At 62.2% G+C, this 12791-nt stretch carries 12 protein-coding genes and 1 pseudogene; 10 read left to right on the top strand and 3 right to left on the bottom strand.

Features of this window, described 5'->3' with window-relative positions:
* Nucleotides 1-42: 42 nt before the first annotated feature.
* A pseudogene (locus tag AC0L14_RS15930) lies at nucleotides 43-878 on the top strand (IS1 family transposase).
* 7 nt (nucleotides 879-885) lie between these two features.
* Here the strand turns inward: AC0L14_RS15930 and AC0L14_RS15935 are convergent.
* The gene (locus tag AC0L14_RS15935) at nucleotides 886-1194 is read right to left on the bottom strand and encodes a hypothetical protein (protein ID WP_473750076.1); all 309 of its coding nucleotides are present in this window, start codon (nucleotides 1192-1194) and stop codon (nucleotides 886-888) included.
* Nucleotides 1195-1366: 172 nt separating this feature from the next.
* A complete protein-coding gene (locus AC0L14_RS15940; protein WP_292074459.1) occupies nucleotides 1367-2038 on the bottom strand; it encodes a GntR family transcriptional regulator in 672 nt (223 codons plus the stop codon).
* Between the two features lie 147 nt (nucleotides 2039-2185).
* Here AC0L14_RS15940 and AC0L14_RS15945 point away from each other — a divergent pair, with 147 nt between their 5' ends.
* The 8 genes from AC0L14_RS15945 to AC0L14_RS15980 all read left to right on the top strand — a co-directional run bounded on the left by AC0L14_RS15945 (nucleotide 2186) and on the right by AC0L14_RS15980 (nucleotide 10973).
* Nucleotides 2186-2773 (top strand): amino acid synthesis family protein, encoded by a 588-nt coding sequence (locus AC0L14_RS15945; protein WP_287316430.1) that lies wholly within the window; start codon nucleotides 2186-2188, stop codon nucleotides 2771-2773.
* The gene (locus AC0L14_RS15950; protein WP_473750077.1) at nucleotides 2766-4574 is read left to right on the top strand and encodes an alpha/beta fold hydrolase; all 1809 of its coding nucleotides are present in this window, start codon (nucleotides 2766-2768) and stop codon (nucleotides 4572-4574) included. Before AC0L14_RS15945 ends, AC0L14_RS15950 begins: the two co-directional genes overlap by 8 nt.
* Nucleotides 4571-5623, top strand: a complete 1053-nt coding sequence (locus AC0L14_RS15955) for an LLM class flavin-dependent oxidoreductase (protein WP_473750078.1) — start codon at nucleotides 4571-4573, stop codon at nucleotides 5621-5623. The genes AC0L14_RS15950 and AC0L14_RS15955 overlap by 4 nt, the downstream gene beginning before the upstream one ends.
* On the top strand, nucleotides 5620-7095 hold the full coding sequence (locus AC0L14_RS15960; protein WP_473750079.1) for an aldehyde dehydrogenase: 1476 nt from the start codon (nucleotides 5620-5622) through the stop codon (nucleotides 7093-7095). Before AC0L14_RS15955 ends, AC0L14_RS15960 begins: the two co-directional genes overlap by 4 nt.
* Nucleotides 7096-7160: 65 nt before the next feature.
* Nucleotides 7161-8165 (top strand): ABC transporter substrate-binding protein, encoded by a 1005-nt coding sequence (locus tag AC0L14_RS15965; RefSeq protein ID WP_473750080.1) that lies wholly within the window; start codon nucleotides 7161-7163, stop codon nucleotides 8163-8165.
* Nucleotides 8166-8234: 69 nt separating this feature from the next.
* Nucleotides 8235-9095: an ABC transporter permease gene (locus tag AC0L14_RS15970; RefSeq protein ID WP_473750081.1), complete on the top strand. Its 861-nt coding sequence runs from the start codon at nucleotides 8235-8237 to the stop codon at nucleotides 9093-9095.
* A 1-nt stretch (nucleotide 9096) separates the two neighbouring features.
* Complete coding sequence (locus tag AC0L14_RS15975) at nucleotides 9097-9897, top strand: ABC transporter permease (protein WP_473750082.1); 801 nt, start codon at nucleotides 9097-9099, stop codon at nucleotides 9895-9897.
* Nucleotides 9894-10973, top strand: coding sequence for an ABC transporter ATP-binding protein (locus AC0L14_RS15980; RefSeq protein ID WP_473750083.1), 1080 nt, complete (start codon nucleotides 9894-9896; stop codon nucleotides 10971-10973). Before AC0L14_RS15975 ends, AC0L14_RS15980 begins: the two co-directional genes overlap by 4 nt.
* A 17-nt stretch (nucleotides 10974-10990) precedes the next feature.
* On the opposite strand, the gene AC0L14_RS15985 is transcribed toward AC0L14_RS15980, so the two are convergent.
* The gene (locus AC0L14_RS15985; RefSeq protein WP_473750084.1) at nucleotides 10991-11479 is read right to left on the bottom strand and encodes a cupin domain-containing protein; all 489 of its coding nucleotides are present in this window, start codon (nucleotides 11477-11479) and stop codon (nucleotides 10991-10993) included.
* An 80-nt stretch (nucleotides 11480-11559) separates the two neighbouring features.
* Between AC0L14_RS15985 and AC0L14_RS15990 the strand changes: the two genes are divergently transcribed.
* The gene (locus AC0L14_RS15990) at nucleotides 11560-12498 is read left to right on the top strand and encodes a LysR family transcriptional regulator (protein WP_473527510.1); all 939 of its coding nucleotides are present in this window, start codon (nucleotides 11560-11562) and stop codon (nucleotides 12496-12498) included.
* Nucleotides 12499-12791 lie beyond the last annotated feature (293 nt).

Consider the following 12791-nt stretch of genomic DNA (forward strand, 5'->3'; position numbering starts at 1 on the left):
TCTTGATGCTTGACACTAAGCATCAAAGTTCACATTCGGGGCATCAACAAGCTGTCCCTCAAGACCGGCGTCCAAATCCTCACCATGCTTTGCGAGGGAAGCTCGATGCGTTCGATCTCACGCGTTGCCGACGTGCGATCAACACGGGTTCTGCGCCGATCTGCACGACCGCGAAGTTCGCAATGTGACGGCCAAGCGCGTCCAGTGCAATGAAATCTGGTCGTTCACTGGCGCGACGCAAAGGAACGTCGCGACCAAGAAGAACCGCATTGAAGGCGCAGGCGACACATGGACATGGACCGCGCTGGACAGCGACAGCAAGCTTCTCATTTCGTGGCTGGTTGGCGATCGTGATGGCGAATATGCGCTGGCATTCATGGATGACGTCCGCGACCGTCTTGCCAATCGCGTCCAGCTTTCAACCGATGGTGACCGCGCGTACCTGAATGCCGTCGAGGAAACCTTTGGCGCGGACGTTGACTATGCGCAGGTCATCAAAATTTACGGCGATGTTCCCGAAGGCACCAAGGGCCGCTACAGCCCCGCCGAATGCACTGGCATCAAGAAGAACCGCATAGAAGGCTCGCCCGATCTGGCGCACGTCAGCACGTCGCATGTGGAGCGTCAGAACCTCACCATGCTTATGCAGATGCGCTGCTTCACGCGCCTTACGAATGGATTCTCAAAGAGTTCGAGAACCACATGCACATGGTGGCGCTGTACACTGTCTGGTACAACTTGATCCGCATTCACAACTGAAAATGTCCCCGGCGATGGCCGCCGGCCTTTCGCAGACTCTCTGGTCGATGGACGACCTATGCCAACTGATGGACGCCGTAGCGCCGAAGCCGCGCGGTCCTTACAAAAAGAAGACTTAGGTCAATTTTACTTCCGATCACCGTAGTGTGCGAAGACAGTTTCGATCATATCTCCTGCCTTCTTCTTCTGCTTGTCAGTAGCAGGCTTTGCTTCTTTGAAATCGATCTGGCTGGACAATCCGTCCTTATTAACTACTAGGAACGTAATATCTGGCGTCTCTTCGCGACTGATTTCGTCTAGAACCGGCTTCCAAGGTCCCTGAGCAGGAATGCCGACCGCCTTCCCGAGCACTCCGTAGCGAACTGTTTGGCGCTGCATCGCGCAATATTTGAGAACGGCTCGAATGGCTTCTTTTCGATCGGCATATGGGATCATCCGCCAAGCATACCGATCTGCACTAAAAATTCAAACTGAGACACTAGCCAGAATGCGCTATCGTCAACAGCCAGAAACAAAGCCATCGCTGCGAGGGCGACGGGCAATCCGTAATGTGAAGACCCGCAGCCGCCGAGTGAAAAAATTTCAAGGCGTTGTGGCCGTTTCTGCTTCAGCTGTTGCGAAGGGTCTGTTGCGCAATTCGCCAGGCCTGCTCCACATGTCGCCGGGCCGCCGCTTCGGCTTCATCGCCGTTGCGCGACTTGATCGCGTTCATGATGTCGGTCATTTCGGCAATTGCGGCATCGCGGCGGTCCACCGAAGCGATGGTCATGGAACGCAGCTGGTTGATGCGGACGTTCAGACCCTGGACGATCTCCCAGGCGATGCGCTTGTCGGCGGCATCGAAAAGCACTTCATAGAATTTTGTCGTCGCCCGCATCACCTCGATCGGATTGGCTGAGGCCCACGCCGTGAGCAGCACATCGAATGCGCGCTCAAGCGCAGCGATCTGGTCCTCAGTCGCTGTCAGCGCGCAGGCGCGCGCCGCGATGCCCTCCATCAAAGCGCGGAGTTCATAAATCTCATCGGTGCGGCTGAGATCTGGCCTGGCCACCGCGGGTCCGTGGCCTGGTATCATCTGGACAAGGCCCTCAGTCTCCAACTGCCGCAGAACTTCGCGCACCACCGAGCGACTGACGCCGAGCTGGTCGCAAAGCGGCCGCTCGACCAGCCGTTCGCCCGGCTGGAAGTGAAACCCCATGATCGCGTCGCGCATGCGCTCCAGCGCCAGCGTTCTCAGCGTCTTGGTGGATCGTTCGATCCTCAGTGTGTCGTCGGCCAATTCATCTACTCCCAGCATCCGCAAACAAACAGATTCGACGATCCGTTGACAAGGGATTTGGTCTTCAATAGTATGGTATACCATAAGATCACCGTGGCGGACGGGAGCTTTTCCGGATGCCTCGGCCGAACGACCACCGAGGATTCGATGAAGCCGGCCATCCGAAAGATCGTCACCTATGTCGAGAACACGCTGATTGAAGGCGGCAAGGTGGCCCCCCGGCCGCTGCGCCTGATCGGCGTGGCGGCAGTGCTCGACAATCCCTGGGCCGGGCGCGGTTTCACTGAGGACCTTTCTCCCGAGATCCGCGCCTATGCGCCGGTTCTGGGGGAGATGCTGACCCGTGAAATCCTCGCAGTTGCGGGATCCGGCGAAGCGATCGAAGGCTACGGCAAGGCCGCAATCTGCGGCACATCAGGCGAGATCGAGCATGCCTCCGCGCTCATCCACACGCTGCATTTCGGCAACCATTATCGGCGTGCCGTCGGCGCCAAGACCTATCTTGCCTTCACCAACCTGCGTGGCGGGCCGAACACGCCGATCATGATCCCGCTCATGGACAAGAACGACGAAGGCCGACGTTCGCACTACCTGACTGTGCACTTCCAGATCGGTGACGCGCCGGCGCCAGACGAATTGGTGGTGGCGCTTGGCGCCTCGATCGGCGGACGACCGCATCATCGCATCGGCGACCGCTACCAGGATCTCAAGGAGGTCGGCGACCTGCATGGCTGAGCTGACGAAGCCTGACTGGCATCGCGGAACGGCGCCTGACGGTACCGGCTTCATCCGTGCCGGATCCGGCGCGCCGGTCCTCCTCATCCACGGCGTCGGCATGAACGCGGAGATCTGGGTCCCGCAGATCGCGCTGATGAGGGACAGATGGGATGTGATCGCGATCGACATGCTGGGACACGGCCTGTCGCCACTACCACCTGAAGACGCGAGCCTTGCCGACTATGCCGGACAGGCAATCCGGCTTCTTGATCACCTTGGCCTGGATACCGTCTCGATCGTTGGCCATTCAATGGGGGCGCTGGTCGGGCAGGAAATCGCTCTCAACGCACCCGAACGGGTCCGCCGCATGGTGTCGCTCAACGCGGTCTTTCGCCGCCCGGCGGACCTTGCGCAGGCGGTGCGCGAACGCGCCGCCGAATTGAACGGCGCGGAAAACCCGTCAGGGACGGACGCAACGATCGCGCGCTGGTTCGGCAACCCCGTCCCCGACAGCCTGGCCGAGGCCGCAAGGACAACGCGCGCGGCACTGCAAAGCGTCAACCCGGAAGGCTATGCGCGCACATATCGACTTTTCGCCCATGCCGATGCGGCGCATGGCGATCGTCTTCCCGGTCTCGCGATGCCGGCCCTGTTCATGACCGGCTCGCAGGACAGGAATTCCTCGCCTGCGATGTCGGCGGCGATGGCGCGCCTCGCGTCGCGCGGTCGCTGCGTCGTTCTGGAGGGCGAACGACATATGATGGCCGTTGCCTCGCCTGACGTGGTCACACGGCGCATTGTCGATTTTCTCGAGAGCAACGACGGCGCAAGCGCATCGGCGCGACCGGCGATGGACACAGCCTTCGACGCGGGCGAATTCAGGCGGGCGCTCGGTTCCTTCCTGACCGGCGTTACCATCGTCACCGCGATCGGGCCGGAAGGAGAGCCTCGAGGCTTCACCGCCAATTCGTTTACATCCGTTTCGCTCGATCCGCCGCTTGTTCTGGTCTGCATCGCCAAGAAAGCGCTGGGCCATCCGGTGTTTTCGACCTCGAAGTGCTTTGCCGTCAACGTGCTCTCGGAGGAACAGCGAGCCGCATCCGGCGTCTTCGCTTCGAAATCGCAGGACAAGTTCTCGGCTGTCGAGTGGCGCTTCGGCCCGACCGGCAGTCCACTGCTCGCTGGATCGGTGGCTACGTTTGACTGTGACATGGAGCAGTTGGTCGACGCCGGCGACCATTCGATCCTCATCGGCCGCGTTCGCGAATTCTCCCACAATTCATCGCAGCCCCTCGGCTATTGCCGTGGGGCGTATGTCTCGCCCGGTCTCAGCCAGGAAGCGTTGGCGGCCGCGCCTCCGGACATGGAAGTCGGCGCCATCCTCGAAGATGAAGGCCGCGTGCTGTTCTTCGAAACCGTCGACGGCTTTTTCGAACTGCCGGCGGGCCGAGGGCTCGGAACGCCCGGCGACACGCGAAGCCTCAAGGGACGCCTCGCTGCGAAAGCCATCGAGGCTCATCTCGGATTCCTGTTTGCGGTCTGGGACGACGCCGCAAACCCATCGCGAACGCATGTCTACTACCGCGGCACGGTGGACGCGCCCCACTCCAGCGATCGCCAGGTCCGGCTCGTCGACATCGACAGGATTGCCGGACTGAACATCGCCGACGCTGCTGTGCGCTCGATGCTCGCCCGCTATCTTCGCGAATGTCGGGAGGATGCATTTGGAGTCTATGTCGGCAACGAGGTCGAAGGTGAAGTCCGTCCGCTCGCCAAGCCGGTATCCATGAACACTTCTAATCCGGGTCAACAGATATGAAGTTCTCGCTCTTCGTCCATATGGAACGCTCGGACCCGACAAAGCCGCATGCCGAGCTCATCGACGAGCTTGAGGAACTGGTCCTGATGGCCGAGGCGGCAGGCTTCGAGATGGCCTGGATCGGCGAACACCACGGCATGGAGTTCACCATCTCGCCAAACCCGTTCATCAACATCGCCTATCTCGGCGCCAGGACGAAGCGCATCCGGCTCGGCACAGGAACGGTCATCGCGCCGTTCTGGCATCCGATCAAGCTCGCCGGCGAGGCAGCAATGACCGATGTCGTCACGGCTGGCCGGCTCGACATCGGTATCGCGCGCGGAGCCTACAGCTACGAATACCAGCGCCTGTTCCCGGGGCTCGACGCCTGGGGCGCGGGCCAGCGCATGCGCGAGATTATCCCGGCCATCAAGGGCCTCTGGGAGGGCGACTTCGAGATGTCCGGGGAGTTCTGGTCGTTTCCCTCGACCACCTCGTCGCCCAAGCCGGTGCAAAAACCGCACCCGCCGATCTGGGTGGCGGCGCGCGATCCGAACTCGCACGACTTCGCCGTCTCCAACGGCTGCAACGTCCAGGTGACGCCGCTCGCCTCCGGCGATGACGAGGTAACCAGCCTGATGGAGCGCTTCAACGCGGCGTGCGCGGCGCATCCCGACATGGCCCGCCCCGAAATCATGCTGCTGATGCATACATTCGTTGCAGAAGACGCCGCCGATGCGGAGCAGCTGACGAAGGACCTGTCGCTGTTCTACTGCCAGTTCGGCGCCTGGTTCCAGAACAAGAAGCCTGTTCGTCAAGGCATATTGGAGGCGCTCACCGACGACGAGATCGCAGCCATGCCGCAATACGCGCCGGGAAAAATCCGACAGAACCTGGTCATCGGCGAAGCCGAAGAGGTGATCACCCGGCTGAAGGCATATGAGGCGCTCGGCTATGACCAGTACTCGATCTGGATCGACAGCGGCCTGCCACACGAGCGCAAGAAGAAGTCGCTGCAGCTGTTTGTCGACAAGGTGATGCCGGCCTTCGGGCATGGGAGGCCGCAATGACCCTTGTGGCTTTCAGCAACTTCATAGATGGGGCGTTCGATACGCCGACAGCCACCTTCGAAAGCATCGATCCATCAACCGGAGCGCCCTGGGCGACGATGCCCGCCGCAACCGAGGCCGATGTCGACCGCGCCGTCGAGGCGGCGCACCGGACGCTGCACTCCGCCGCGTGGGCCTCGCTGACGGCGACGGCGCGAGGCAAGCTGCTGGTGCGCCTCGGCGACCTGGTCGTCGCCAATGCCGGCCGCCTGGCCGAACTGGAAACGCGCGACACCGGCAAGATCATCCGCGAGACCCGCGCCCAGATCGCCTATGTCGGCGATTATTACCGCTACTATGGCGGGCTTGCCGACAAGCATGAAGGCTCGCATGTGCCTATCGACAAGGCCGATATGGACGTCACCATCAGGCGCGAGCCGATCGGCGTCGTCGCTGCCGTCGTGCCGTGGAATTCGCAGCTCTTCCTTTCGGCGGTCAAGCTCGGCCCGGCACTGGCGGCCGGCTGCACGGTCGTCTTGAAAGCCTCGGAAGACGGCCCAGCGCCGTTGCTGGCCTTCGCCGAACTCGTTCACGAGGCCGGATTTCCCGCCGGAAGCGTCAACATACTAACCGGGTTCGGGCACGATTGCGGCCGGCGCCTGACAAGTCATCCGCTGGTTTCACGCGTCGCCTTCACCGGCGGACCTTCGACCGCTCGCGCTATCGTCCGCAACACGGCGGAAAATCTCGCCTATACGACGCTGGAGCTGGGCGGGAAAAGTCCCGTTGTCGTTTTCGCCGACGCCGACCTGGACAGTGCGGCCAACGCGGTCGTGGCCGGGATTTTCGCGGCGTCTGGACAAAGCTGCGTCGCCGGCTCGCGGCTGCTAGTCGAGCGTTCGATAAAGGCCGAGTTCCTGGACAGGCTGAAGCACAAGGCTGAGGCCATCAAAATTGGCGATCCGCAGGATCCGGCCACCGAAATGGGACCGCTGGCAACGCCACGTCAGCGTGAATGGATCGAGAAGATCGTTGCTGAGAGCCTCGCCAATGGCGGGACGCTGGTCACCGGCGGAAAAAGGCCCGACGATCATCCGCACGGCTTCTACTACGCACCGACCATCATCGATGCCGAGGATTCAGCGCTGCCCTGCGTGCGGGAGGAATTGTTCGGTCCGGTGCTCAGCGTTCTCACGTTCGACACGGAAGCCGAAGCACTGGCGCTTGCCAACGATACGCCATTCGGCCTGGCCTCGGGCGTGTTCACCACCAATCTCGCCAAGGCGCACCGCATGGCGCGCGACATCCATGCCGGCGTCGTCTGGGTCAACACCTACCGCGCGGTTTCGCCGCTCGTGCCGTTCGGCGGCTATGGTCGGTCGGGGCTCGGCCGTGAGGGCGGACTTGACGCCATCCGCGATTACACGCGCTCGAAATCCGTCTGGATACGGATATCCGACGAGCCAATCCCGGACCCGTTCGTCATGCGATGAGGGCAGCGCGCCAATCGCGCAATTTCATAAAAACAAGAAACCAAGCACCAACAGAGGAGAATGACATGAAACTGATTTTGACCAGCATTTTGGCCGGACTCTTGGCAGCCACTGCCGCGCACGCCGATGAGATGGTGTTCACCAGTTGGGGCGGAACCACCCAGGAGGCGCAGACCAAATCCTGGGCTGCTCCGTTCGAAGCGAGTTCCGGCATCAAGGTCCTGCAGGACGGCCCGACCGACTACGGCAAGCTGAAGGCCATGGTGGAAGGCGGCAGCGTCGCCTGGGATGTCGTCGATGTCGAAATGGATTTCGCCATCAAAGCGGCCAAGGACGGCCTGCTGGAGCCGATCGATTTCAACGTTGTGCCGAAAGCCGATCTCGATCCTCGCTTCACCACCGAGCATGCGGTCGGCAGCTTCTACTACTCCTTCGTTCTTGCCTGGAACAAAGGGGCGGTGTCGGGCGAGCCAGCCGGCTGGGCCGACATGTTCGACCTGACGAAATTTCCCGGCAAACGCACGTTTTACAAATGGTCGGCACCGGGCGTCATCGAGATTGCGCTGTTGGCCGACGGCGTGCCTGCAGACAAGCTCTATCCGCTCGACCTCGACCGGGCGTTCAAGAAACTCGACGCGATCAAGTCGGAAATCGTCTGGTGGGACAGCGGCGCGCAGTCGCAGCAGCTGATCGCCTCCGGTGAAGCAGCCTTCGGGCAGCTCTGGAACGGGCGTGTCTTCGCCCTCGAGCAGGACGGCGCTGATGTCGGCGCATCCTGGAAGCAGAACATGACTGCCGCCGACGTGCTCGTCATCCCCAAGGGTTCGAAAAACAAGGCAAGCGCGATGAAATTCCTGGCCACAGCGACAAGCGCGAAAAGCCAGGCAATGTTTGCTGAAGCAAGCGGCTACGCACCCATCAACACGGCAGCCAAGGCCGAAATGCCGGCCGATGTCGTCAAGTCGTTGCCGGACGCCTATGTCGACGGGCAGATCAACCTCGACATGAACTACTGGGCTGAAAACCGCGACGCGATCGCGGAGCGTTGGTACGCCTGGCAGGCCAAATAGCCGCCGACCTCACCCATGAACCGGCGGGGCGTCGCTAGGCGTCCCGCCTGAGCTGCCGGGATCATCGTCATGTCGGGCAATTTGCTTCATCGACAGCCAATCCTTCGAAGGCCAGATGGCGTCGGCGGCGCCTTGCCGGCGCTGACCCTCATCACCCTGTTCTTCGTGGTGCCGGTCGTCGCGTTGCTGTTGCGCAGCGTGACCGAACCCGTACCGGGCCTGCAGAACTACGCCATCCTGTTTGGCGACGGCACCTATGCGCGGGTCTTCTTCAACACCTTTCTGGTCGCCACCGTCGTCACCGCCGTCACCGTGATCGTGGCGTTTCCGGTCGCCTGGATGCTGGCGATCATGCCGCCTGCCCTCGGCTCGATCGTCTTCGGCATCATCATCCTGTCGATGTGGACCAATCTGCTCACCCGCACCTATGCCTGGATGGTGCTGCTTCAACGCACCGGCGTCATCAACCGGACGCTGATGGATATTGGCCTGATCAGCGAGCCGCTGCCGCTGATCAACAACCTGACCGGCGTCACCATCGGCATGGTCTACATCATGCTGCCCTTCATGATACTGCCACTGGTCGGAACCCTGCGCGCCATCGATCCGATGACGCTGCGCGCCGCCGCCCTGTGCGGTGCGAGCCCCTTCGACGCCTTCCGCCGCATCCTGCTGCCATTGTCGCTTCCCGGAATCGCTGCAGGCGGCCTGATGGTTTTCGTCATGTCGCTCGGCTATTTCGTGACGCCGACGCTGCTCGGCGGCACCTCCAACATGATGCTCGCCGCAATGATCGCCCAGATGATCCAGTCCTTGCTCAACTGGGGGCTCGGAAGCGCGGCGGCTTTCATCCTGCTTTTGGTGACCATGGCACTCTACGCGCTGCAACTGCGCCTCGTCGGCGCCAAGCGCATGACAGGAGGCATGTGAGATGCTGCTCGACTACGACCGGCTGGGCTGGCTGCGCGCGGCACTTCTGGGTTTCACCGGCCTGGTTACCGCGTTTCTGCTGCTGCCGGTGGTCTTCATCGTGCTTTTGTCGTTCGGATCGTCGCGGTGGCTGGCTTTTCCGCCGCCCGGCTGGACGCTGAAATGGTATGAGGGGCTCTTCGCCGATCCGGCCTGGCTCGAAGCGGCGCTGACCAGCGCGCGCATTGCCACCATGGCCGCGATTCTCGCCGTCGTCATCGGGCTCCTGGCTTCTTTCGCCCTGGTCCGGGGACAGTTTCGCGGGCGCAACACGCTTCGCGGCCTGCTGCTGACGCCAATGGTGCTGCCGGTCGTCGTCTTCGCCATCGCCATTTATGCATTCTTCCTGCGGATCGGGCTCGGCGGCACCACGGCAGGCTTTGTCATCGCACACACAGTCCTGGCACTCCCCTTCGCCATCATTCCCATCACCACGGCACTCGAAGGTTTTGACAAATCCATCGAGGATGCGGCGATCGTCTGCGGCGCAAGCCCATTCGAAGCAAAACTCCGGGTTACCTTGCCGGCTATCAAAATCGGGATCTTCTCGGCGGCGATCTTCGCTTTTCTCGCCTCATGGGACGAGGTGGTGGTCGCGATTTTCATGGCCAGCCCCACCTTGCAGACCTTGCCGGTCAAGATCTGGGGCAGCCTGCGCCAGGATCTGAGCCCGGTCATCGCCGCCGCCTCCAGCCTCCTGGTACTTCTGACCTTGAGCCTGATGATCGTAACCGCACTCATTCGGCGGAAATTGTTGAAATGACCGAACCGTTCCTCTCCATTCGCGACCTGCGCAAGGCGTTCGGCGGATTCGTCGCCGTGCACGATGTCACCATCGATATACCCAAGGGCGAATTCCTGACCTTCCTCGGCCCTTCCGGCTCTGGCAAATCGACGACGCTCTACGCGATCGCCGGCTTTCAGCAACCGACATCCGGCAACGTTCTTCTCGAAGGCAGGTCGCTGCTGTCGGTGCCGTCGCACAAGCGCAATATCGGCATGGTGTTTCAGCGCTACACGCTGTTCCAGCATCTCACCGTCGCTGAGAACGTTGCCTTTCCGTTGCGCGTGCGCCGTCGGCCGGACGCCGAGGTGAACCGAAAAGTCGACGAGATGCTGTCGCTGGTGCGGCTCGAGAGTTTCGGCGGCCGATATCCTGGCGCGCTATCCGGCGGACAGCAGCAGCGCGTGGCGCTTGCCCGGGCGCTCGCCTACGATCCGCCGATCCTTCTGATGGACGAGCCGCTTTCGGCGCTCGACAAGAAGCTGCGCGAGGAGATCCAGGCCGAGATACGGCGCATCCACCGCGAAACCGGCGTAACGATCCTGTACGTCACCCACGATCAGGACGAGGCGCTGCATCTTTCGGATCGCATCGCGCTGTTTCGGGACGGACGCATCGAGCAGATCGGCACCGGTGAGGACCTCTATCTGAGACCTGCGAGCGAATTCGTGGCCAGCTTCATCGGAAATTCCAATTTCCTGCCGGCAGAGCATCTTGAAACCGTCAACGGCTCCGCCACGATCCGCCTGGCCGATGGCTCGGTCGTCTCTGGCGTCAGGATCGATCAGGACTTCAGCCATGGCCAGAAGACCCGGCTGATGGTGCGGCCGGAAGCGTTTCGGCTGAAACCCGGCCCGGCCACTGCCGGGCTTGCGGTCGAGTTCATCGACACCGCCTTCTTCGGCGAGCGGCGGCGCGTCATCGCGCGCACGGCCGCCGGCCAGGAGATCGACGTCAGGCCGACATCCGACATGGCAGAAGCACAGGAAGGTAGCGCCTCGAGCAGACAGCAGATTTTTTTCGAGCCCGCCGCCGCATTTCTGTTTCCAGCCTGACAGACGACAGTTTGATCTCAGCGCGGCGGATCAGCCGGCGGCTCGATGGTGACTCCGTATTTGGCGGCGATGGCCACGAGCTTTCCCATTTCCGGTATGCCGGCAGCGGTCGCGGCATCCAATTCCGCGAACATCTGATCAAGGCCGCAACTCGGCGCGCAAAGGACGAGCACGCGGGCCGGCTTGTCGCCGAAATTGCGGATGGCATGGCGCCGGCCGCGTGCGCCGAAGAAGAAGCCGCCGGGCACAACGCGATGGGGCGCGGAGTCGCCCTCGAATTCGATGACGAGTTCGCCGCTCAGCACATAGAAGGCTTCATCCTCACGGGCATGGGTGTGCGGTGGTACTCCCGCGCCCGGCGGAACCACGGACTCCCAAAGCGAGAAGGACCCGGCGGTCTCGGCGCAGGTGGCTTTGTAGATATGGGTGATGCCCAGAACGTTGAGCGTCGAGCCGGCCGCCGGCTCGCGAACGAACGCTTCGGCTGCTGTTGCTTTGGCATCCATCGTCGATCTCCTTCGTGGTTCGGGTCGCTCACCAAGAGATAGGCCGTTCTCGTCCGTCGATTAGCCGGAATTCTATGGACATGCCGTCTGGATTTCAGGACAATCCGATGATGGACCCGCTCGATGGCATCGCGGCGTTCGCTCGCGTCGTGGACAGCGGCAGTTTCTCGGCTGCGGCTCATCGGCTCGGACTCTCCAAATCCGCCGTCAGCGCCCATGTGCAGCGGCTCGAACAGCGCCTGGGCATTCGCCTCCTCAACCGCACCACGCGTCGGCTGTCGATGACCGAAGCGGGCGCAGCCTACTACCGCCACTGCGCCCGGATTCTCGCCGAAGCTGAAGCGGCGGAACAAGAGGCGAGCGCGCTGCAGCGCGAACCGCGCGGCACGCTTCGCATATCGGCGCCCGACAGCTTCGGCTGGATGCATGTGGCGCCGGCCGTCCCGGAGTTCCTGAGGCGCTATCCGGAGCTTTCCGTCGACATTGCCTTGAGCCCGGCGCATGTGAGCCTGGTCGATGAGGGGCTCGATCTGGCGATCCGTATCGGCGTGCTCCAGGATTCGCCGCTTGTCGTGCGCAAGCTCGCGCCATCCCGGCTCGTCGCCTGTGCTGCGCCCGCCTATCTCACCAAGCATGGAGTGCCGCACGAGCCGGGCGATCTTGCCAAGCACAACTGCCTCTGCACCAGCCTTTTGCCTTGGGGCGATGAATGGCGCCTTGCCGGCAAAATTGGCGAGGTGCAGGTGGCCGTGGGCGGCAACTTTCGCAGCAATAATTCGGAGATGCTGCGCGTTGCGGCGCTTGACGGCATCGGCGTCGCCCTACTGCCCACATGGGCGGTGGCGGAGCCGCTGCGTACTGGCGCGCTGCGACGCGTGCTGGATGCCTGGGAGCCTCCAGCCAGCACGATTTATGCCGTCTATCCCAGCAACAGGCTCATGTCGATGAAGGTCCGTGCCTTCGTCGACCACCTTGCGCGATGCATAGGGCGCACGCCGTATTGGGACGAAGGCCTTTGAGAGGAGCGCCCGTTTTGGATCGTTTTTGAGCTACGGCAATCCATTGATCCAGCCGCGCAACTGAATGCCGTAACAACCGTCTCCCATCGGTCAGAAAACTTGCGATCTAGACTTCAACAGGGAATTTGGGCGGCGGCTTGAAATTTCCCCGGTTTCGCCCAGGTACCGAGGGTTACGCCGGCTGCGAAGTGAGTTTTTTGGCTGCAAAAGCGTCGCTTATAGGGCCATCAAACCGGCAGCCCCGCAGCGCTCAGTAGCGGAGGCCGCCGGCGTTGCGCCGGTCTTCTCACTCG

Source organism: Mesorhizobium sp. WSM4841, assembly GCF_055811515.1.

What these genes read in the sequence shown, in the direction of transcription:
- AC0L14_RS15935 (WP_473750076.1), bottom strand. Translation starts at nt 1,194, where the DNA reads ATGATCCCATATGCCGATCGAAAAGAAGCCATTCGAGCCGTTCTCAAA.
- AC0L14_RS15945 (WP_287316430.1), top strand. Translation starts at nt 2,186, where the DNA reads ATGAAGCCGGCCATCCGAAAGATCGTCACCTATGTCGAGAACACGCTG.
- AC0L14_RS15950 (WP_473750077.1), top strand. Translation starts at nt 2,766, where the DNA reads ATGGCTGAGCTGACGAAGCCTGACTGGCATCGCGGAACGGCGCCTGAC.
- AC0L14_RS15955 (WP_473750078.1), top strand. Translation starts at nt 4,571, where the DNA reads ATGAAGTTCTCGCTCTTCGTCCATATGGAACGCTCGGACCCGACAAAG.
- AC0L14_RS15960 (WP_473750079.1), top strand. Translation starts at nt 5,620, where the DNA reads ATGACCCTTGTGGCTTTCAGCAACTTCATAGATGGGGCGTTCGATACG.
- AC0L14_RS15965 (WP_473750080.1), top strand. Translation starts at nt 7,161, where the DNA reads ATGAAACTGATTTTGACCAGCATTTTGGCCGGACTCTTGGCAGCCACT.
- AC0L14_RS15970 (WP_473750081.1), top strand. Translation starts at nt 8,235, where the DNA reads ATGTCGGGCAATTTGCTTCATCGACAGCCAATCCTTCGAAGGCCAGAT.
- AC0L14_RS15975 (WP_473750082.1), top strand. Translation starts at nt 9,097, where the DNA reads ATGCTGCTCGACTACGACCGGCTGGGCTGGCTGCGCGCGGCACTTCTG.
- AC0L14_RS15980 (WP_473750083.1), top strand. Translation starts at nt 9,894, where the DNA reads ATGACCGAACCGTTCCTCTCCATTCGCGACCTGCGCAAGGCGTTCGGC.
- AC0L14_RS15985 (WP_473750084.1), bottom strand. Translation starts at nt 11,479, where the DNA reads ATGGATGCCAAAGCAACAGCAGCCGAAGCGTTCGTTCGCGAGCCGGCG.
- AC0L14_RS15990 (WP_473527510.1), top strand. Translation starts at nt 11,560, where the DNA reads ATGCCGTCTGGATTTCAGGACAATCCGATGATGGACCCGCTCGATGGC.